Genomic DNA, 19,403 nt, shown 5'->3' with positions numbered 1-19,403 from the left:
TCCCTTCAGCAGCCCGCGCGATCCTCGGTCAGCACCCCCTGAACGGTGGCCAGCGAGCGGTCGTAGCAGCCGCCCGGGCCGGACAGCCGGTAGCGCTCCCTCGTCGTGCCGACCGCGTGCCGCTGGTCGCGCGGGACGTTGAGGGTCCAGGTGGCGTCGCCGGTGTAGGTGTCGTCGAGCCGTTGCCGGTGACGGCCGTCGACGTCGACGTCGACCGAGGCACGGTCGCCGAGCGTCAGCACGGTCCGCAGCCGGTCGTCCGCGCCGATCGTCGTCGTGCCGTTCATCGTGTACGTCCGCCGGGTGCGCGTCGTGTGCGCCGGGCCGCGTCCGTCGACGGTGACCGACTCGGTGTCCGTCCAGGTCGCGTCGAGACCGTCCAGGTTCTCGCCCTCGGCCCAGCGGTGCGTGGAGGTGTTCGTCAGCGACCGGCGGACGGTGGTGGTCACGCGGCCGTGCGAGGTGTCGACGTATCCGGTGACGGTAAGCCGGTGGGCGCCCTCGGTGTCCAGGCGGTGCTCCGAACCGGGCGTGTGGACCGAGGAGTTGGTGAGGTCGCCGACGGTGTGCGCGGTGAGCCCGCCGGTGACGTGCGCGCGCTCCGCGTCCTGCCAGACGGCGATGTTCACGGGCGCGCTCCAGCCGCTCTGCCCCTCGGGCACGCCGACGACGTCCACCTGCACGCGGTGCGGCGCGCCGTCGTTGAGGAGACCGGCGAACGGTGTCAGGTCGTATTCGATCGGCTTGACGTCGAAGGCGCGCGGTCCCGGAATGACGTACCAGAGGAAGGGGTTGGACCAGCCGCCCGTCCACACGTGCGGGAACGGCGCCGCGACTCCGGCCAGTTGACCGTCGACCTTGATCTGCACCTCGCGGTAGGGACCGTTGTCGGCCTTGCAGGAGTACGGCGCCGCGTCGGGCACCGTCAGGTACCAGTACTCCTCGCACCCGCCGCCGGAGCCGGTGGCGTACACCTCGGCGACGATGCGTTCGCTGTTGCGCGGCGTGGTGACGGTGCCGTCGGTGAGGGGCAGGACCCGGTCGGGGGTCCGGGCGGCGGACGGCCGGCCCGCGTAGAACGTCAGCCTGACCTTGACGTCGATGACGCCCGTGTACGTGTCGTCGACGACGTTGCCGATCAGCATCTCGACGTCCTGGGCGGAGCGGAAGGTGTCGCTGTAGCGCGTGACGTCCTTCTCGACCGACCACTCGATCCCGTCGGGCGACGGCTCCGGGGTCGACGTGCGGAAGATCTCGACCCCGCCGACGCGCAGATGGCCGAGCCGGTCGTACTGACGGCCCTTCACCTTGCCGTCCATCCGCAGGACCACCTTGCTCCAGCGGTCGCCGCAGCCTTCGGGAGGCGTGTAACTCCCCCGGTACGGCGTGAAGTCACGGAACTGGGCTTCCGCGAGCGTGACTTGGCAGGACCTGCCGGAGGGCTTGGTGACGGGCGGGGCGGCGGTGATCGGGTCGTGCCAGTCGCTGCCGAACTCGGCGGGCACGTCTGCGGGTTGAACGGCCTGGGCCGGTGCCGCCCCGAGGAGGGTGCTCGCCAGGAGGGTCGCTCCGCCGAGCATGGACATGATAAGCCGTCTCTTCATGGCCGGTGTTCTACGGCGAGTTGGGCGTGCGGCGCAATGACGCCTCCGGCGGGCGTACTAGCCCGCCAGGTCGGCCCTGTCCCCCATCACCACCACAGGATGCCGGTCCGGGTCGAGCGTGCGCAGCAGGTACTCCATCGCGGACTTGGACAGGCTGACGCAGGCCGACGTACCGCTGCCGTGGTCCATGTGCAGCCAGATGCCGCCGCCCCTGCGCTCGCCCTCCGGGCGGGTCGGGTCGTTCGGAGGGGTGCCCTTGACGCGGTTGTAGTCGATGGCGATGACGTAGTCGAAGTCGTGCCAGTGCGACCTCGGCCACCAGCGCGGGGCGGTGAAGGCCGCGGACTGCGTGTACGGCAGTTTCGATCCGGGGTCCTTCAGGACGCCGCCCGCGTCGCTGAGCGTGAACACGCCCACGGGGCTGCGCTTGTCGCCCTCGTGGTGGTCGGTCGTCCAGCCCTTCCTGCCGTTGTGCGCGGGCCAGCTGCGGGTGCGCTCCCAGGTGGTGCCGCGCTGCGAGGCCCGCTTCGAGGCGCTCTCCGAGCCGCGCTGGGTGTAGAGCACGACGGTGGCGTTCGGCGCGTTCACGCCGTCGCCGTAGACCGCGACGACCTGGCGGGAGTCGGCGGGGATGCGGTGTCGGAGGCGGTCGCCGACGCCGGGGATGTCCTCCGGGGCGGCGGTCCCGGCCCCGGCCCGAGGTTTCGTCGGCGGGTCGGCACCCCTCGGCCCCGAACAGGCGGCCAGGACCAGCACCAGGGAACCGCAGAGCACCGCACGCCGTACATCGATCGACACCCGGCCATGGTCGCACCGGGTGCGCCCGGACACGCGGAAAACCGGTTGCCTCCGACCGCGCGATGACGCGAACCTTTCACGGTTTGCTACCGCCGTCCGCGGTCCCCATCACCCCCTGACACGAGCCACTGGGACGTCATCCGTCATGCAGATTCAAGACCTTCCGTATCCCGACCCGGGTGTGCCGGACGCGCGCTCGGGTCCCCGATTCCTGTGGTGGCTCTTCCGGAATCAACTGGGCGGCCAGCTCAGATCCCTGGCCTGGGGACTGGTGCACTTCGTGTCCGTGTCCACCCTGCCGTTCTGCGTGGGCCTCGCCGTCCAGGCCGTCGTCGACCGCTCCGGCAGCCGGCTCGCCCTCGCGGGCGGGCTGCTGGCGCTGGCCTGCGCCGGCAACGCGATCGGCGACACCTTCCTGCACCGCGCCGCCATCACCAACTGGATCACGGCCGCCGCGCGCGTCCAGCAGCTGCTCGCCCGCAAGGCGGCGACGCTGGGCTCGGCGCTGACCCGGCGGGTCGCCGCCGGTGAGGTCGTGGCCGTCTCCACCGGCGACGTCGAGAAGATCGGCTGGTTCGTGGAGGCCGTCTCCCGGTTCACCGCCGCCGCGCTCACCATCCTGTTCGTCTGTGTGGGCCTGGTCGTCTACCAGCCCGCGCTCGGGGTGGTCGTCGCCGTCGGGCTGCCCGTGCTGGCGCTCGCGGTGCTGCCGCTGCTCCCCCGGGCGACCCGGCGCGCCGACCTCCAGCGCGAGAAGGCCGGCCGCGCCACCGAGCTGGCCTCGGACACCGTCGCCGGCCTGCGGGTGCTGCGCGGCATCGGTGGCGAGGAGCTGTTCCTCGACCGGTACCGCAGCGCCTCCCAGGAGGTCCGGCACGCCGCCGTGCGCACCGCCCGGATGTGGTCGCTGATCTCGGCCATCCAGGTGCTGCTGCCGGGGCTGCTGCTGATCGCGGTCGTCTGGCACGGCGTCGGCCTCGCCCGCGAGGGCCGGATCACCGTCGGCGAACTCGTGACCGTCTACAGCTCGGTCATGGTGCTGACCTATCCGCTGCGGCACTTCGAGGAGATCGCCATGGCGTACTCCTTCTCCCGTCCTTCGGCCCGCCGGGCCGCGCGGGTGCTGTCGCTGACGCGGGCCACTTCCGAGGCCGGCTCGGGGGGCGTCTGCGATGTCGGCACGGGGGCGGGCTCTGCGGGCATCACCGACGGCGGCACGACGGCGGGCTCGGGGGGCGTCTCCGACGGCGGCACGAGGGCGGGCTCGGCGACCGGCTCGGAGGCCGGCGTCGAGTCCGGCTCGTCGACCGGCGGCAAGGCCGACTTTGAGGCCGGCTCGTCGACCGGCGGCAAGGCCGACTTTGAGGCCGGCTCGTCGACCGGCGGCAAGGCCGGCTTTGAGGCCGGTTCGCCGGCCGGATCGTCGACCAGTTCATCGGCCGGGAAGGTGCCGTCCGGTGACCTGTCCGGCGACCTGTACGACCCGGCGACCGGGCTGCTCGCGCCCGCGGGCCGACTGACGGCCGTGGTGTGCGGGGACCCGGACGCTGCGGGGCGCCTGGCGGAACGGCTGGGCGGCCACCCGGCATCGGCCGGGGAAGACCCGTCTGTGCTGCTGGGCGGGGTGCCGCTGGACGAGCTGCCGCTCGACTCCGCGCGCACTGCCGTGCTCGTGCAGGACAAGGACCCCGTTCTGCTCTCCGGCACCCTGCGCGAACTCCTCGACGTGCCCGCGTCGGGGGACGTGGACGCCCGCGAGGCGCTGGCGGCCGCACGGTGCGACGACGTCCTCGCCGCCCTGGTGCAGGGCTCGCTCGGCGCCGAGGACCCGATGGACGCCCGGATCACCGAGCGCGGCCGTTCCCTGTCGGGCGGCCAGCGCCAGCGGCTCGCGCTGGCCAGGTCGCTGTTCACCGACCCCGAGGTGCTCGTCCTGGACGAGCCGACCTCGGCCGTGGACTCGCACACCGAGGCCCGTATCGCCGAGGGCGTACGGGACGTGAGGACGGGGCGCACCACCGTCGTGTTCACCTCCTCTCCGCTGCTGCTGGACCGCGCGGACCGGGTCGTCCTGGTCCACGAGGGCGAGGTCGTGGCGGTGGGCGTGCACCGCGAACTCGTGCACAAGGAACCCCGGTACCGCGCGGTCGTCACGCGCGAGACCGACGACGAAGCCGCCCTGACGGGCGCACTGGAAGAGATCGAGGAGACGGCATGATCGGCGTGGCGCCACCGGCGTACGACCCGGCGGCCCCGACGACGGCGAACACCCTGCCCGTCGGGGGCACCGCGACCGTACGCGCCTATGTGGCCGAACTGTTCCGCAGGCACCGCCGTGCCCTTCTCCTCCTCGTCACCGTCAACACGGTGTCCGTGGTGGCGTCGATGGTGGGTCCCTGGCTGCTCGGCGGACTCGTCGACCGGGTCGCGGAGGGAGCCCGGGAGGTGCATCTGGAGCTGACCGCCGGGCTGTTCGTGGCCGCACTCGTCGTCCAGGCCGTGTTCGTACGACAGGTACGGCTGCGCGGCGCGATGCTCGGCGAACGGATGCTGGCCGACCTGCGCGAGGACTTCCTCGTGCGCTCGGTCGGCCTGCCGCCGGGCGTACTGGAACGGGCCGGTACCGGTGACCTGCTGTCCCGCATCACCACCGACATCGACCGGCTGGCCAACGCCATGCGCGAGGCCGTGCCCCAGCTGGCGATCGGCACGGTGTGGGTGGTGCTGCTGCTCGGCGGGCTCGTCGTCACGGCTCCGCCGCTGGCCGCGGCCGTACTGCTGGCCCTGCCGCTGCTGGTGATCGGCTGCCGCTGGTACTTCAAGCGGGCGCCGTCCGCCTACCGGTCGGAGTCCGCCGGGTACGCCGCCGTCGCCGCCGCGCTCGCCGAGACCGTGGACGCCGGGCGCACCGTCGAGGCGCACCGGCTCGGGCGGCGTCGCGTCGAGCTGTCGGAGCGTCGGATCAAGGAGTGGACGGCGTGGGAGCGGTACACGCTCTGGCTGCGGTCGGTGCTGTTCCCGTTCATCAACGTCACCCACGTGATGATCCTCGCCTCGGTCCTGATGGTCGGCGGTGTGATGGTGCTGCACGGCTGGATCGACGTCGGCCAGCTGACGACCGGGGCGCTGATCGCTCAGATGCTCGTCGACCCGGTCGGGCTGATCCTGCGCTGGTACGACGAGTTGCAGGTCGCCCAGGTGTCTCTGGCCCGTCTGGTCGGCGTCCGGGAGGTCGAGCCGGACGCCGGTGACGCCTCGGTGTCCCCCGAGGGGCGCCATGTGCACGCGGACCGGGTGCACTTCGGCTACCTGGAGGGCGTCGACGTGCTCCGCAAGGTGTCTCTGGAGGTCGCCCCCGGCACCCGGATGGCGCTGGTCGGCCCGTCCGGTGCGGGGAAGTCGACGCTGGGACGGCTGCTCGCGGGCATCTACGCGCCACGGGACGGCCGGATCACCCTGGGCGGCGCGGAGCTGTCCCGGATGACCGCGGAGGGCGTCCGCTCGCACGTCGCCCTCGTCAACCAGGAGCACCACGTGTTCGTGGGCTCGCTGCGCGACAACCTCCTCCTCGCCCGCACGGGTGCCGAGGACGCCGAGCTGTGGGCGGCGCTGGGCGCGGTCGACGCGGACGGCTGGGCGCGCGCCCTCGACGACGGCCTCGACACCGAGGTCGGCTCGGGTGGCCTCGCGCTCACGCCGGCGCAGGCCCAGCAGATCGCGCTGGCCCGGCTGGTGCTGGCCGATCCGCACACGCTGGTCCTGGACGAGGCGACATCCCTGCTCGACCCGCGCGCGGCGCGTCACCTGGAGCGGTCCCTGGCCCGCGTCCTCGACGGCCGCACCGTCGTCGCCATCGCCCACCGGCTGCACACCGCCCACGACGCGGACATCATCGCCGTCGTCGAGAACGGCCGCATCAGCGAGCTGGGCAGCCATGACGACCTGGTCGCGGCGGACGGGGCGTATGCGGCGCTGTGGAGGTCTTGGCACGGCTGAGCGGGTCGGGTGCGACGCCCAGGGGGTCGGGCGCCACGGGATGAGGGGGGCGGGTGCGACGGCCGAGCGGGTCGGGTGCGACCGGATGAGGGGGGCGGGTGCGACGGGATGCTCCGCCGCTGGGCGGGGAGCGGCGTCTTTGGACGGAGCAGCCGTCGGGCGGCCTCGGCCTCGCTCGTCTCCTTCGACGCCCTCGTGCCGTCCGCCTCCTTCGCCCCCCTCCTCCCCCTCCACCTCCCAGGATCCGGCGCCCCCGCTTGCCCCCGTGCCGTTGCGCGGTCCCGAAAGGGGATGGAAGGCTGGATATCGGCACCGGCTCGGGGAGTGCCCGGGGACGGTCGGGTTCCCCGGGTGCGGTCTGTGCCCCGCGCAGCGGCGACGCACGATCGGCCGCTGCGGGACCGCGCCCGTCCCCAGCACCTGGAGGTACCCGTGAACAGCGCCGACGGATGGGGCGACGACGTCTACCAGCCCGACGGATCCGAGATCCAGGACGACTCCGGGCTGCTCGACGCGGAGGACACCCTGGAGAACGACGGTGTCGACGACCCCCTCGACCGCGGCTGGTCCCCTCCGGACAGACCATGGGCGGTGGAGCACACCGGTGTGACAGCCGCCGAGCGGTGGCAGGGCGAGAGCCTGGAGCAGCGGCTCGCCGAGGAACTGCCGGATGTCGTCGCGCCCGACGGCGACGGCATCGGCGACTGCGACGGCACCGACGGCGAACTGCTGGACAACGAAGTCGGCGCCCGTCGCTCCGGCCGTCTGGTGGCACCGGACGAAGGTGCCCACGAGGACGAGGAGAGCGCCCTGATCGCCACGGACGTGGGCATCGACGGCGCCGCCGCCTCCGCCGAGGAGGCCGCGATGCACATCGTCGACGAGGACTCCCTGTCCGGCTGACCCCGAGGAGCACGCATGCAGCAGGACAAGCACCCCGACTACCACTCGGTGGTCTTCCGCGACCGGGCCGCCGGATACGCCTTCCTGACCCGGTCCACCGCCACGAGCGACCAGACCATCGACTGGGACGACGGCGAGACCTACCCCGTGGTGGACGTCGAGATCTCCTCGGAGAGCCACCCCTTCTACACCGGCAAGGCCCGCACCGTGGACTCCGAAGGGCGCATCGCGCAGTTCGAGCGCCGGTACGGCGGCGGAGCGGCCTCCGAGGGGTGAGATTCCCCTGCGGCCGTCCCCGCCACCGGCCGCGTGCGCCTGCCTCAGATGAAATTCAGTGCTGCTGCGCAGCCCACCCCGCCGAGCACCATGAACGCTGGCATCAGCACCTTCAGCTCGATCCAGCTGCCCGCGCGGAACCGCATGGCCTTGGGCGGACCGATCGGGTACCAGCGCTTGCGGCCCACCGGGATCGGCCACAGGATCGGGCAGCCCGAGACCGTCAGGGCGTCCCCGATGTCGTGGACCAGCGCGCCCAGCACGATCGGCAGCCCCAGCCACAGGTACTCCTGGCCCGGGTCCGTGAACAGCCAGTCCGAGCCGTTGCCCGGCTTGTCGAGGACCCCGGCGATGATCCACGCACTGGTCGCGGCCAGCAGCCACACCAGGACGTCGGCACTGGAACCACGGGTCGCCCGCCACAGCAGGCCCTCGATGGCGAGCACCATGTGCACGAAGAGGATCGCCAGGACGGCCCAGCGGCCTCCGGTGATCGCCGCGACCGAGGCACCGGTACCGATCAGGACGGCCCACAGCCAGGTGTGGGTGAGCGTGCGGTGCCCGCCGGAGCGACGCGGGTCGCCCTGCTTCTTCGTCGCCTTGTAGACGGCGTAGGAGAGCTTGTCGACGATCTCGCACAGCCCTCGCGAGATGGGCCCGAAGGCGCGCGAGATGGTGGCCGCCTTGTGGTCCAGGTCGGGGGCGAGGGCGGCCCCCGCGCAGATCAGCGCTCCGGCGAGCAGGACCGGCCAGGGCATCGCGTGGCCCGCCGCGGCGGCGGCCGCTCCGACGCCGAGCCAGGCCGCGGCCCCCGACAGTGAGTGTGCTGGTCCCATCATCGCCGTTGCCCGCCCCATTCCTCGTGTACCGCTGCGCAGTTGACCGGATGCCCTGACGCCTCGTCGGCGACACAGCGTACTGCTCGTGATCTTCGTGCCCGCATCCGATTCCCCTGTAGTGGGGTGGGGCAGGCAAGATGGGTGGGTGACCCTCATCGATCAGCTGCCGCCGACCGCAGACCCCGACGCCCTCTACGAAGCCTTCGAGTCGTGGGCGGAGGAGCGCGGGCTCACCCTCTACCCGCATCAGGAGGAGGCGCTGATCGAGGTGGTCTCCGGGGCGAACGTGATCGTGTCGACGCCCACCGGGTCCGGCAAGAGCATGATCGCGGCGGCCGCCCACTTCGCCGCCCTCGCCCGTGACGAGGTCACCTTCTACACGGCTCCGATCAAGGCGCTGGTCTCGGAGAAGTTCTTCGAGCTGTGCAAGATCTTCGGCACCGAGAACGTGGGCATGCTCACCGGCGACGCCTCCGTGAACTCCGACGCCCCCGTCATCTGCTGCACCGCCGAGGTGCTCGCGTCCATCGCGCTGCGCGACGGCAAGCAGGCGGACGTCGGCCAGGTCGTGATGGACGAGTTCCACTTCTACGCGGAGGGCGACCGCGGCTGGGCCTGGCAGATCCCGATCCTGGAGCTGCCCCAGGCGCAGTTCATCCTGATGTCGGCCACGCTCGGCGACGTCTCGATGTTCGAGAAGGACCTGACCCGGCGCACCGGCCGCCCGACGGCGGTGGTCCGCTCGGCGACCCGTCCCGTGCCGCTGTCCTACGAGTACAAGTTCACCCCGCTCACCGAGACACTGACCGAACTCCTCCAGACCAGGCAGGCGCCGGTCTACATCGTGCACTTCACTCAGGCGCAGGCCGTGGAGCGGGCGCAGGCGCTGATGAGCATCAACATGTGCTCGAAGGAGGAGAAGGAGCAGATCGCCGACCTGATCGGCAACTTCCGCTTCACCACCAAGTTCGGCCGCAACCTCTCCCGTTACGTCCGGCACGGCATCGGGGTGCACCACGCCGGCATGCTGCCCAAGTACCGGCGTCTGGTGGAGAAACTCGCGCAGGCCGGTCTGCTGAAGGTCATCTGCGGCACCGACACCCTCGGCGTCGGTGTCAACGTCCCCATCCGCACGGTGCTGTTCACCGCGCTGACGAAGTACGACGGAAACCGCGTGCGCACCCTGCGCAACCGTGAGTTCCACCAGATCGCCGGCCGTGCCGGGCGGGCCGGCTTCGACACGGCGGGTTTCGTGGTCGCGCAGGCGCCAGAGCACGTCATCGAGAACGAGAAGGCGCTCGCCAAGGCCGGCGACGACCCGAAGAAGCGGCGCAAGGTGGTCCGCAAGAAGGCGCCGGAGGGCTTCGTCGGCTGGACGGAGAACACCTTCGAGAAGCTGATCGCCTCCGAGCCGGAGCCTTTGACGTCCCGCTTCCGGGTGACGCACACGATGCTGCTGTCGGTGATCGCCCGCCCCGGCAACGCCTTCGAGGCGATGCGGCATCTGCTGGAGGACAACCACGAGCCGCGCAAGGCGCAGCTCAAGCACATCCGCCGGGCGATCGCCATCTACCGCTCGCTGCTGGACGGCGGCATCGTCGAGAAGCTGGACGAGCCGGACGCCGAGGGCCGGATCGTCCGCCTCACGGTCGACCTCCAGCAGGACTTCGCGCTGAACCAGCCGCTGTCCACCTTCGCCCTCGCCGCGTTCGAGCTCCTGGACCCGGAGTCCCCGTCCTACGCACTCGACATGGTCTCGGTCGTCGAGTCGACGCTGGACGACCCGCGGCAGATCCTCGTCGCCCAGCAGAACAAGGCCAAGGGCGAGGCCGTCGCCGCGATGAAGGCCGACGGCGTGGAGTACGAGGAGCGCATGGAGCGTCTCCAGGACATCACGTACCCGAAGCCGCTGGAAGAGCTGCTCTTCCACGCCTACAACACCTACCGCAAGAGCCACCCCTGGGTCGGCGACCACCCGCTCTCCCCGAAGTCCGTCATCCGCGACATGTACGAACGGGCCATGTCGTTCACGGAGTTGGTGTCGTTCTACGAGCTCGCCCGCACCGAGGGCATCGTCCTGCGCTACCTCGCCAGTGCCTACAAGACGCTGGATCACAACATCCCCGACGACCTCAAGTCCGAGGACCTCCAGGACCTCATCGAGTGGCTCGGCGAGATGGTCCGCCAGGTCGACTCCAGCCTGCTGGACGAGTGGGAGCAGCTCGCCAACCCGGAGGAGATGACCGCCGAGGAGGCCCAGGAGAAGGCCGACGAGGTCAAGCCGGTCACCACCAACGCCCGCGCCTTCCGGGTCCTGGTCCGCAACGCCATGTTCCGTCGCGTGGAGCTCGCCGCCCTGGACCAGGTCGAGGAACTGGGCGAGATGGACGCCGAGTCGGGCTGGGACGCGGAGGCCTGGGGCGAGGCGATGGACAAGTACTGGGACGAGTACGACGACCTCGGCACCGGCCCCGACGCCCGCGGCCCCAAGCTGCTCCTGATCGAGGAGGAACCGGAGAACCGTCTGTGGCGCGTCCGGCAGATCTTCGACGACCCGAACGACGACCACGACTGGGGCATCAGCGCGGAGGTCGATCTGACGGCCTCCGACGCGGAGGGCCGCGCGATCGTCCGCGTCACCGACGTCGGCCAGCTGTGAGCACAGGAGAGACGCAGTCATGACGACGAACCCGGCCGAGCGGCTGGTCGACCTGCTCGACCTGGAGCGGATCGAGCTCGACATCTTCCGTGGCCGCAGCCCGCAGGAGTCCTTGCAGCGGGTCTTCGGCGGCCAGGTCGCCGGCCAGGCGCTGGTCGCCGCCGCCCGGACGACCGACGGCGACCGGCCCGTGCACTCGCTGCACGCGTACTTCCTGCGCCCGGGCCGGCCGGGGGTACCGATCGTGTACCAGGTCGAACGGGTGCGGGACGGCCGGTCGTTCACGACCCGCCGGGTCACCGCCGTGCAGCAGGGCCGCACGATCTTCAATCTCACCGCCTCCTTTCACCAGCCCGAGGAAGGGCCGTTCGAGCATCAGTTGCCACCGGCCCGCAAGGTCCCGGCCCCCGAGTCCCTGCCGACGGTCGCGGAGGAGATCCGCGGGCATCTGGGCGCCCTGCCGGAACAGTTGGAGCGGATGGCGCGCCGCCAACCCTTCGACATCCGCTATGTGGACCGGCTGCGCTGGACGCCCGAGGAGGTCAAGGACGCCGAGCCGCGCAGCGCGGTGTGGATGCGCGCGGTGGGACCGCTCGGGGACGATCCGGTCGTGCACACCTGCGCGCTGACCTACGCCAGCGACATGACGCTCCTGGACGCCGTGCGCCTCCCGGTCGAACCGCTGTGGGGTCCGCGGAGTTTCGACATCGCCTCGCTCGATCACGCCATGTGGTTCCACCGGCCGTTCCGCGCGGACGAGTGGTTTCTCTACGACCAGGAGTCCCCCATCGCGACCGGTGGACGGGGCCTGGCCCGTGGGCGGATCTACGACCTGGAGGGGCGCCTTCTGGTGTCCGTCGTCCAGGAGGGGCTGTTCCGGGCGCTGTAGGTCCAGGTGGGCACCCGCCGTTCTCGCGCTTGCGTCATGCGCTTCTGCGACGCAGCCGGCTCAGCAGTCCTCGGGGCGTGTCCCGGGAGGCGGCTTCATGGGGTGCGGGCGGTGGTGCGGTCGGCCGCTGCTCCCCCGCAGGGCGGGGCGCGGGCCGGAGCGTGCGGGCGTCCTCCATGGCCTGGGCCAGTCGGATCCGCAGGCGGCTGATCTCGTCCGGGTCGTCGGCCGTCATGATCCGCTCGGTGAGATGGGCGGCGGGCGTGCCCGGTGCGCCCTGGTGCGGCGGCAGGGGACGGAAGCGGTTCAGGTAGGAGCGCTCGTACGGGTCCCGGACGAGCTCCGCGATCTGGGCGGGGTCGAGGAAGGCGGCGAGGGCTCCGGCGCTCTCCCACGGGCCGTCGCACACCCGCAGCAGGAACTCCTGGTGCCGCGCGCGCCAGTTCCGCGGGCGCAGGTCAACGCCCTCGTCCAGCAGGGCGCGCATGCCTTCGGGCATCCGGCGGGCGTGCAGGAGGACCGCGTTCCGCTCGTCGGCGGCGCACTGCCCCAGTTCCTCGGCGAGGTAGAGCCAGACCACGGCCCGGTACCTGTTCAGATAGAAGCGCACCGGCGCCACCACACCGAGACGCGCCAGGCGGGTGAACCGGCCGGCGGGGATGTCCATGATCTCCGCGCCCTCGGTGGTGCCCACGGCCCGCACGCGCTGCTGGAACGCTTCGGGGAAGCCGTCCTCCGCACGGAGCCGGTCGAGTTCGCGGCGGGCGACCCGGCGGCCCCCTCCCCCTTCGTCGGGGACGGTCCGGATATGGCCGAGATGGACGCCCAGGTCGAACTCGTTCCGCTTCAGGCCCAGTTCGCGCGCTGCGCGGCCCGGAGTGAGCGAGAGCTGCTGGGGCCTGGTGAGGGTGGTGCCGGTCATGGTCGTACTCCCCCGTGGAGTCGGTGCTCACGCTGTGTGCGTTCGCCGTGACAAAAACCGTAGCCGGTCTGGCGAATCTCGGAGCGGGCCTGTGGATAACTCCACGGGGGATGGCGAATCAGCAGGTCAGAGGTCTACGGCCGGGCTTCGCTCGGGCTGTCGGACGTCCACGCCGAGGTGCTCGCCGACCCGGTTGACGAGCAGTGTCATCTCGTAGGCGATCTGTCCGATGTCGGCCTGCGCGCCGCTGAGCACGCACAGACAGCTGCCGGTGCCCGCCGCGGTGACGAACAGCACCGCGTCGTCGAACTCGACCATCGTCTGGCGGACTCTGCCGGCGCCGAAGTGCCGGCCGGAGCCCTTGGCCAGGCTGTGCAGTCCGGACGCGACGGCGGCGAGGTGCTCGGCGTCCTCGCGGCGCAGGCCCGTGCTGGCCCCCGCCACCAGGCCGTCGGTGGACAGCACCAACGCGTGCCGGACGTCGTCGACGCGCTCGGTCAGATCGTCCAGCAGCCAGCCGAGTCCCTGGTTCTGCGCCATGTCTCCGTCTCCCCGTGTGACGTCTCCCCCTGGCCGGAGGAGTTCCTCGCCACCCTTGCCGACGACCGGCGTCCGGGGCAAGGAGGACAGGGCATGGCCCAGGTAAGAACGACGGCCTTCGGTCAGTTCCCGCCGGGTCGCCCGCTCCGGACTCGGCGCACCGACGGTCAGTCCGTCGCCGCGGGACCCTCCGGGGATCAGCCCACCGAGTCCAGGAGCCGGGCGGTGTGCATGCGGCCCGCGTACTCGACGAGCCGGATCAGCACTTCTTTCCCCGAGTCGCGGTCACGGGCGTCGCAGAGCACCACCGGGGTGCCACTGTCCAGGTCGAGGGCGCGTGAGACGTCCTGGGCGCCGTAGGTGCGGGCGCCCGTGAAGCAGTTGACGGCCACCACGAACGGGATGTGCCGGTGCTCGAAGTAGTCGACCGCGGGGAAGCAGTCCTCGAGGCGCCGGGTGTCCGCGAGGACCACGGCACCGAGGGCGCCCTGCGACAACTCGTCCCACAGGAACCAGAAGCGGTCCTGGCCGGGCGTGCCGAAGAGGTAGAGGGAGAGGCCGGAGCGGATGGTGATCCGGCCGAAGTCCATGGCGACCGTCGTCGTGACCTTCTGGTCCACGCCGTCCGTGTCGTCGACGAGTTGACCGGCCTCGCTGAGCAGTTCCTCGGTCCGCAGCGGCCTGATCTCGCTGACCGCGCCCACCATGGTGGTCTTGCCCACGCCGAATCCGCCGGCGACCAGTATCTTCAACGCCAGCGCGGTCGGCTCGCCGCCCTGGGCATCGGAAGTCTCGGAGACCATCGATCACTTCTCTCGGGAGCGCCGGCAACGGTCGGCGGTGCAGGTGCGTGAAGTCAGCATGATGACAACTGCGGCACCCCTTCGGGGGGGTTGGACCGCTATTAGGCCGATGTGACCGACTCGTGCATGTGAGCTTTCGAAGTTTCATCTACAGGGCTCGCAGTCCTTCGATCACCTCGCGCAGAATCCGTTCGTCAGGAAGCTGCGCCGGCGGCACCGGGCGGCTGACGGTGACGCAGCCGAGTTCCAGGAGGTCACCGAGGAGCACCCGGACGACCCCCACGGGGAGGTCCGCGCCCGCCGAGAGTTCGGCGACCGACTGGGTCTCCAGGCGGCACAGTTCGATCAGCGCCCGGTGCTCCGGCCCCAGCGAGGTGTCCTCACCGGGGCCGGGCGCCGCCGCGTCCAGGGTGACGAGCGCGATGAGGTCGAAGCGCACTCCGGTCGGGCCGGGTCTGGTCCGTCCGCCCGTCATGGCGTACGGGCGGACGAGGGGCCCGGCTTCGCCGTCGTACCACTGGCTGCCCTGCTCGCGCGGGGCGCCCGTCATGCCCTCCGTCATGGGCGGACCGCCTTCTCGTCTCATCCGACGGGCGGCCGAGCGGCTACCCGAGGCGCCGTGTACAGGTGCTCGCCGACACGTTTCACCAGGCGGGCCATCTCGTAGGCGACGAGGCCGATGTCGGCGGTCACCGCCGTGAGGAGGGCCAGGCAGGAGCCGTCGCCCGCGGCGGCCACGAACAGGAAGCCGTCGTCCATCTCGACCATCGTCTGGCGCACCCCGCCCGCGCCGAAGTGGCGCCCTGCGCCCTTGGCGAGACTGTGGAAGCCGGAGGCGACCGCGGCGAGGTGCTCGGCGTCCTCGCGGCGCAGGTCGGTCGACGCCCCCACGGCGAGGCCGTCGTTGGACAGCACCACGGCGTGCCGTACCTCGCTGACGCGCAGCACCAGGTCGTCCAGCAGCCAGTCGAGTTCGCCTGACCGCTGAGCGGCCCTCATGCCCGGGTCCTGGATCATGCGGGGTCTCCTTCGCTGCTGTGTCTTGTCGCGGGGGCGTCCGGGCGGGCGCCGCGGCCGGGCTGTCGGCCGTCGCCGCGTGCCCAGCCGTCGCGGTAGGCCGCCATGCGGTCCCGTACGAGCTCGGGGGTGCGCCGGTCGTCGTCCCGTGGGGTGGGCTGCGGTTCCGGCTCCTCGGTACGCGGCGCACGCAGCTGGGGAGCCAGGCTTGCCTGCCGGACGCGGCGCGGCAGGTCGTCCGACGCGTCCGGACCTTCGGGGTCCTCCTGGGGGCGGTGCAGGCGCAGGGTGGCGACTCCGGGGGGCGGGGTGTCGCCCGCGGACGCGGCCCTCGCCGTCGCCTCGGATTCCGCCCTTGCCGCCGCACTGTTCTCCGCCCTCGCTGTCGTCCTGGTCTCCACCGGCGCCGGCGCGGGGGGCACCAGGGCGGGGCGGTCGGCCGATGCGTGGACGGACTCCTGGAGCCGGGCGGCGCCGGGCACGCGCGTGTATTCGCGTTCCGGTTCGGCCGCCTGGCGGAGGGAACGTTCCTCCGCCCCGCCGTGCAGCAGGGCGGTGGGCAGCAGGACGACCGCGGTGGTGCCGCCGTACGGCGAGGTGCGCAGGTGCACCTTGATGCCGTGCCGGGCTGAGAGGCGGCTGACCACGAACAGGCCGAGCCGGTCGCTGTCGAAGAGGTCGAGCGCCTCGGACTGCGCGATGCGGCGGTTGGCCTCGGCGAGGGTCTCCCTGCCCATGCCTAGCCCGCGGTCCTCGACCTCAACGGCGTAACCGTTGCCGACGGGTTCGCCGGTGACGCGCACGCGCGTGTGCGGAGGCGAGAACTGTGCGGCGTTCTCGACGAGTTCGGCGAGCAGGTGGGTGAGGTCGGCGACGGCACCGCCGACCACGGCGGCCTCGGGAAGCTGTCGCACCTCCACGCGCGCGTAGTCCTCGACCTCCGAGACGGCCGCGCGGACGACGTTGGTCAGGGAGACCGGCATCCGCCACGCCCGGCCGGGTGCGGCCCCGGAGAGAATGATCAGGCTCTCCGCGTGCCGTCGCATACGGGTGGTGAGGTGGTCGAGGCGGAAGAGGTCGCTCAGCTCGCCCGGGTCCTCGGAGCGGCGCTCCATGCTGTCCAGCAGGCTCAGCTGACGGTGGACCAGGACCTGGCTGCGCCGGGCGAGGTTGACGAACACCCCGGAGATGCCGCTGGCGAGCTCTGCGCGCTCCACGGCGGCGCGCAGCGCGGCCCGGTGCACGGTGCCGAGGGCCTCGGCGACCTGTCCCGTCTCGTCCTCGGAGGGCGGTCCGGACGGGGCCTCCGCGTGCACGTCGATCTCCTCCCCGGCCCGCAGTTTCCGCATGGCCTCGGGGAGTTTGCGCCGGGCGATCTCCAGCGCGCTGTTGCGCAGGCTGACCAGCTCGACGACCAGGCCGCGTCCGATCCGTACGGAGATCACCAGGGAGGCGGCGACGGCGGCGAGGCCGAAAAGGACGGCGGCGCCGGCCGGGGTGAGCAGTCCGCGGGTGTACGGATCGGCGCGGTCCGCGACTCCGCGTCCCGCGTCCGCCTCGATGGCCCGCATGCCGTCCTGCACGCGTGCGTGTGCCTTGGCCCAGGCGGCCTCGGGTGCCGCGGCGATGGCGGCGGCGCCCGCCCGGCGGGTGAGGACCCTGTCCTCGACGGTGGCGACGGCGACGTAGTCACCGCCGTCGGCGAGGTCCTGCCAGGCGGTGCGTTCGGAGCCGCGCAGATCGGCGACGGCGGCGTCGGTGAGGGCGCGGCGGGTGTCGACGGCGCCGGTGAACAGCCGCAGTCGCGTTCCGTCCAGGCGTCCGGCGAGCCGGGCGCTGGAGAGCACGACGTCCTCCTGGGCCAGGGCCTCGCCCGCGCGGGAGAACTCCAGCAGCACGCGTGCGTCGGAGCCGAGTTCGGCGTCCTGGATGCCGGTGAGGGCGCCGCCGACGGCGAAGGCCGTCGAGATGGTGCGCGTGTACCGCCCGTACGTCTCGTCCCAGCCGGCCCGGCGGTCGAGGACCGCGGTGCGCAGGGAACCGAGGTCCTCGGCACCGCTGACGAAGGTCTCGAGGCGCCGGGCCACTCCGGCGGGCAGCTCCTCGCTGTCCGCGACGGTGTTGCCCTCGCCGAGCCGCAGTTTCGCCACGGCTTTGTCGGTGCGGTCCGCGAGCGTCTTGAGGTCGCTGCCGCGGTTGTCCGCCGGGTCCGTGGCATAGCGGACCGCGGCGGCGCGCTCGGCCTGGAGCGCGGCGACGGCCGCGGCGACCGGGGTGCGGATCCCGGTGTCGACGCGCTGCAACTGCCGCAGCCTGGAGACGTCCTGGGCGGTGGTCACGGTGGCGTACGCCCACAGGGCGAGGAGGGAGACCACGGGCACCATCAGCAGGCAGACGATCTTGGCGCGCACGGTGCGCGGGCGTATCCGCCAGCCTCCCGCGCGTGTGGGCGGGTCGTCGGGGACGGCGCCCGTCGGCTCGTCGGGACCTTCGTCGGCCGGCGGTCCGGCGTGTGCGCGGCGCCCGCGGGCCGGGGTGGAGTCCGGTGTCCCGGAGCCGGTCGTGGGGGTCCTACGGGGTGTTCGCATGGCCTCCTGCCTCGGAGAGTGGTTCGGCTTGCCCGGAGGGCCCTCAGTGGGCGACGTTCTCGACGGACCGCTGGGCCGAGGCGGAGGCCTCGCGCTCCCCCGTCGAGGGCGACAGTGCGACGAAGGCCGAGGTGAGGAACAGATAGGACCCGAGGCCGACCGCGAGCGGGAAGATGAACTGCATCGCCGTGGCCCCGGACAGGGCGGCACCGGACGGCGTGACCCGCACGCTCACCGCGAACATCCCGGTGTAGTGCATGCTGCTCACCGCGGCGCCCATGATCAGCGAGGCGATGGTGACGGCGACGGGCGACTTGATGTTGAGGGCGGCCCACAGCGCGGCGGTCGCGGCCATGACGGCGATGACCACGGAGAGTCCGACGAGCACGGGGTCGTAGCGCACCTGTCCGTGCAGGCGTACGGCGGCCATGCCCAGGTAGTGCATGCTGGCGACGCCGAGTCCGGTGGTGAGCCCGCCGAGGAGGAGTGCGCGGGCGCGGTCGCGGCTGTAGCCGACGGCGAAGACACCGGCACAGACGACGATCATGGCGACGAGCAGGCTCACGATGGTGAGCGGCACGTCGTAGCGGATGTCGGTGCCACTGACGCCGAAACCGAGCATGGCCACGAAGTGCATGGTCCAGATGCCGGTGCCGATCGCCGAGGCCGCGGTGATGAGCCAGTTGCGGCGCGAGCGCCCGGTGGCACCGAGGGCGCGCATGGTGCAGCGCAGGCCGAGTGCGGCGCCTGTGCAGGCCATCACGTACGACAGCGCGGGGGTCAGCCAGCCGAGGGCGGCGTGGTCCAGGTGTCCCATGGCCCCGGGACGCTAGTGGGGGCACGGGAGCACAAAGGGGGCGCATTTCGAAAGGTGTTGCAATATGACGCAGTGAGGCGCCTGAACGATCGCGTCACGCTCGAACGTGTGCACCGAGGCGTCCTCCTTGCCAGTGAGAGATCATGCGGAACATGAGCGACGACCACACACATGTCCAGGAGTTCTTCACCGCCCGCGCGGCCGACTGGGACGCCCGCTTCCCCGACGACGGCCCCGCCTACGCGGCCGCGGTGGCCGAGCTCGGACTGCGCGAGGGCGATCGCGTGCTCGACGCCGGGTGCGGCACCGGCCGTGCGCTGCCGCCCCTGCGTGCGGCCGTGGGGCCCTCGGGAACGGTGCTCGGGGCCGATCTGACCCCGGCCATGCTCCGGGCCGCCGTTCGGGCGGGCCGGGACCGGGACGGGCAGCTGCTGCTCGCCGACGTGGCCGCGCTGCCGTTGCGCTCGGAGTCCCTGGACGCGGTGTTCGGCGCGGGGTTGATCTCCCACCTGCCCGATCCGCCGGAGAATTTGCGGGAGTTGGCGCGTGTGGTGCGCCCTGGCGGCGCTCTGGCGCTGTTCCATCCGATCGGCAGGGCGGCGCTCGCGGCCCGTCAGGGGCGGCAGATCACGCCGGGCGATCTGCGCGCGGAGCCCAGCCTCCGGCCGCTGCTGGCCGGTTCCGGGTGGCGGATGACGTCGTACGTCGACGAGGACGCACGGTTCTTGGCGCTGGCCGTCCGCGAGGGCTGA

17 protein-coding genes are annotated in these 19,403 nt (G+C 72.0%); 7 read left to right on the top strand and 10 right to left on the bottom strand.

What is annotated here, in order from left to right; all coding sequences use genetic code 11:
- Positions 1-5: 5 nt before the first annotated feature.
- Together DI272_RS42660 and DI272_RS42655 are read right to left on the bottom strand one after the other, a co-directional pair.
- The gene (locus tag DI272_RS42660; protein ID WP_258314844.1) at positions 6-1,604 is read right to left on the bottom strand and encodes a peptide-N4-asparagine amidase; all 1,599 of its coding nucleotides are present in this window, start codon (positions 1,602-1,604) and stop codon (positions 6-8) included.
- Positions 1,605-1,661: 57 nt separating this feature from the next.
- Complete coding sequence (locus DI272_RS42655; protein ID WP_258314843.1) at positions 1,662-2,402, bottom strand: L,D-transpeptidase family protein; 741 nt, start codon at positions 2,400-2,402, stop codon at positions 1,662-1,664.
- A gap of 145 nt (positions 2,403-2,547) precedes the next feature.
- Here DI272_RS42655 and DI272_RS42650 point away from each other — a divergent pair, with 145 nt between their 5' ends.
- From DI272_RS42650 to DI272_RS42635, 4 genes are all read left to right on the top strand, one after another.
- A complete protein-coding gene (locus tag DI272_RS42650) occupies positions 2,548-4,620 on the top strand; it encodes an ABC transporter ATP-binding protein (RefSeq protein ID WP_109500493.1) in 2,073 nt (690 codons plus the stop codon).
- Positions 4,617-6,398, top strand: a complete 1,782-nt coding sequence (locus tag DI272_RS42645; RefSeq protein ID WP_109500492.1) for an ABC transporter ATP-binding protein — start codon at positions 4,617-4,619, stop codon at positions 6,396-6,398. Before DI272_RS42650 ends, DI272_RS42645 begins: the two co-directional genes overlap by 4 nt.
- Before the next feature lie 432 nt (positions 6,399-6,830).
- Positions 6,831-7,301, top strand: a complete 471-nt coding sequence (locus tag DI272_RS42640; protein WP_109500491.1) for a DUF5709 domain-containing protein — start codon at positions 6,831-6,833, stop codon at positions 7,299-7,301.
- 15 nt (positions 7,302-7,316) lie between these two features.
- Complete coding sequence (locus tag DI272_RS42635) at positions 7,317-7,577, top strand: type B 50S ribosomal protein L31 (RefSeq protein ID WP_109500490.1); 261 nt, start codon at positions 7,317-7,319, stop codon at positions 7,575-7,577.
- 44 nt (positions 7,578-7,621) lie between these two features.
- Here DI272_RS42635 and DI272_RS42630 read toward each other — a convergent pair whose 3' ends face one another.
- Positions 7,622-8,416, bottom strand: coding sequence for a metal-dependent hydrolase (locus DI272_RS42630; RefSeq protein ID WP_109500489.1), 795 nt, complete (start codon positions 8,414-8,416; stop codon positions 7,622-7,624).
- Between the two features lie 145 nt (positions 8,417-8,561).
- Here DI272_RS42630 and DI272_RS42625 point away from each other — a divergent pair, with 145 nt between their 5' ends.
- Together DI272_RS42625 and DI272_RS42620 are read left to right on the top strand one after the other, a co-directional pair.
- The gene (locus DI272_RS42625) at positions 8,562-11,075 is read left to right on the top strand and encodes an RNA helicase (RefSeq protein ID WP_109500488.1); all 2,514 of its coding nucleotides are present in this window, start codon (positions 8,562-8,564) and stop codon (positions 11,073-11,075) included.
- Between the two features lie 19 nt (positions 11,076-11,094).
- On the top strand, positions 11,095-11,964 hold the full coding sequence (locus DI272_RS42620) for an acyl-CoA thioesterase II (RefSeq protein WP_109500487.1): 870 nt from the start codon (positions 11,095-11,097) through the stop codon (positions 11,962-11,964).
- 34 nt (positions 11,965-11,998) lie between these two features.
- Here the strand turns inward: DI272_RS42620 and DI272_RS42615 are convergent, their stop codons facing one another.
- From DI272_RS42615 to DI272_RS42585, 7 genes are all read right to left on the bottom strand, one after another.
- Positions 11,999-12,886, bottom strand: coding sequence for a DUF6397 family protein (locus DI272_RS42615; protein WP_109500486.1), 888 nt, complete (start codon positions 12,884-12,886; stop codon positions 11,999-12,001).
- A gap of 126 nt (positions 12,887-13,012) precedes the next feature.
- Positions 13,013-13,426: a roadblock/LC7 domain-containing protein gene (locus tag DI272_RS42610; RefSeq protein WP_109500485.1), complete on the bottom strand. Its 414-nt coding sequence runs from the start codon at positions 13,424-13,426 to the stop codon at positions 13,013-13,015.
- A gap of 197 nt (positions 13,427-13,623) precedes the next feature.
- Positions 13,624-14,229 (bottom strand): ATP/GTP-binding protein, encoded by a 606-nt coding sequence (locus DI272_RS42605; protein ID WP_109500484.1) that lies wholly within the window; start codon positions 14,227-14,229, stop codon positions 13,624-13,626.
- A gap of 148 nt (positions 14,230-14,377) precedes the next feature.
- Positions 14,378-14,791, bottom strand: a complete 414-nt coding sequence (locus DI272_RS42600) for a DUF742 domain-containing protein (RefSeq protein WP_109500483.1) — start codon at positions 14,789-14,791, stop codon at positions 14,378-14,380.
- Between the two features lie 20 nt (positions 14,792-14,811).
- Positions 14,812-15,246: a roadblock/LC7 domain-containing protein gene (locus DI272_RS42595; RefSeq protein ID WP_109500482.1), complete on the bottom strand. Its 435-nt coding sequence runs from the start codon at positions 15,244-15,246 to the stop codon at positions 14,812-14,814.
- Complete coding sequence (locus DI272_RS42590; protein ID WP_109500481.1) at positions 15,243-17,834, bottom strand: nitrate- and nitrite sensing domain-containing protein; 2,592 nt, start codon at positions 17,832-17,834, stop codon at positions 15,243-15,245. Before DI272_RS42590 ends, DI272_RS42595 begins: the two co-directional genes overlap by 4 nt.
- Positions 17,835-17,877: 43 nt before the next feature.
- Positions 17,878-18,651, bottom strand: coding sequence for an MHYT domain-containing protein (locus tag DI272_RS42585; RefSeq protein WP_109500480.1), 774 nt, complete (start codon positions 18,649-18,651; stop codon positions 17,878-17,880).
- Positions 18,652-18,803: 152 nt separating this feature from the next.
- Here DI272_RS42585 and DI272_RS42580 point away from each other — a divergent pair, with 152 nt between their 5' ends.
- Entirely contained in the window at positions 18,804-19,403 is a 600-nt protein-coding gene (locus DI272_RS42580) for a class I SAM-dependent methyltransferase (protein ID WP_109501331.1), read from the top strand.

Origin of the sequence: Streptomyces sp. Act143 (assembly GCF_003143935.1) — a bacterium.
Classification (GTDB): Bacteria; Actinomycetota; Actinomycetes; order Streptomycetales; family Streptomycetaceae; genus Streptomyces.
Note: the sequence above shows the minus strand (reverse complement) of the source record. Positions and strands in the feature narration are given on the sequence as shown.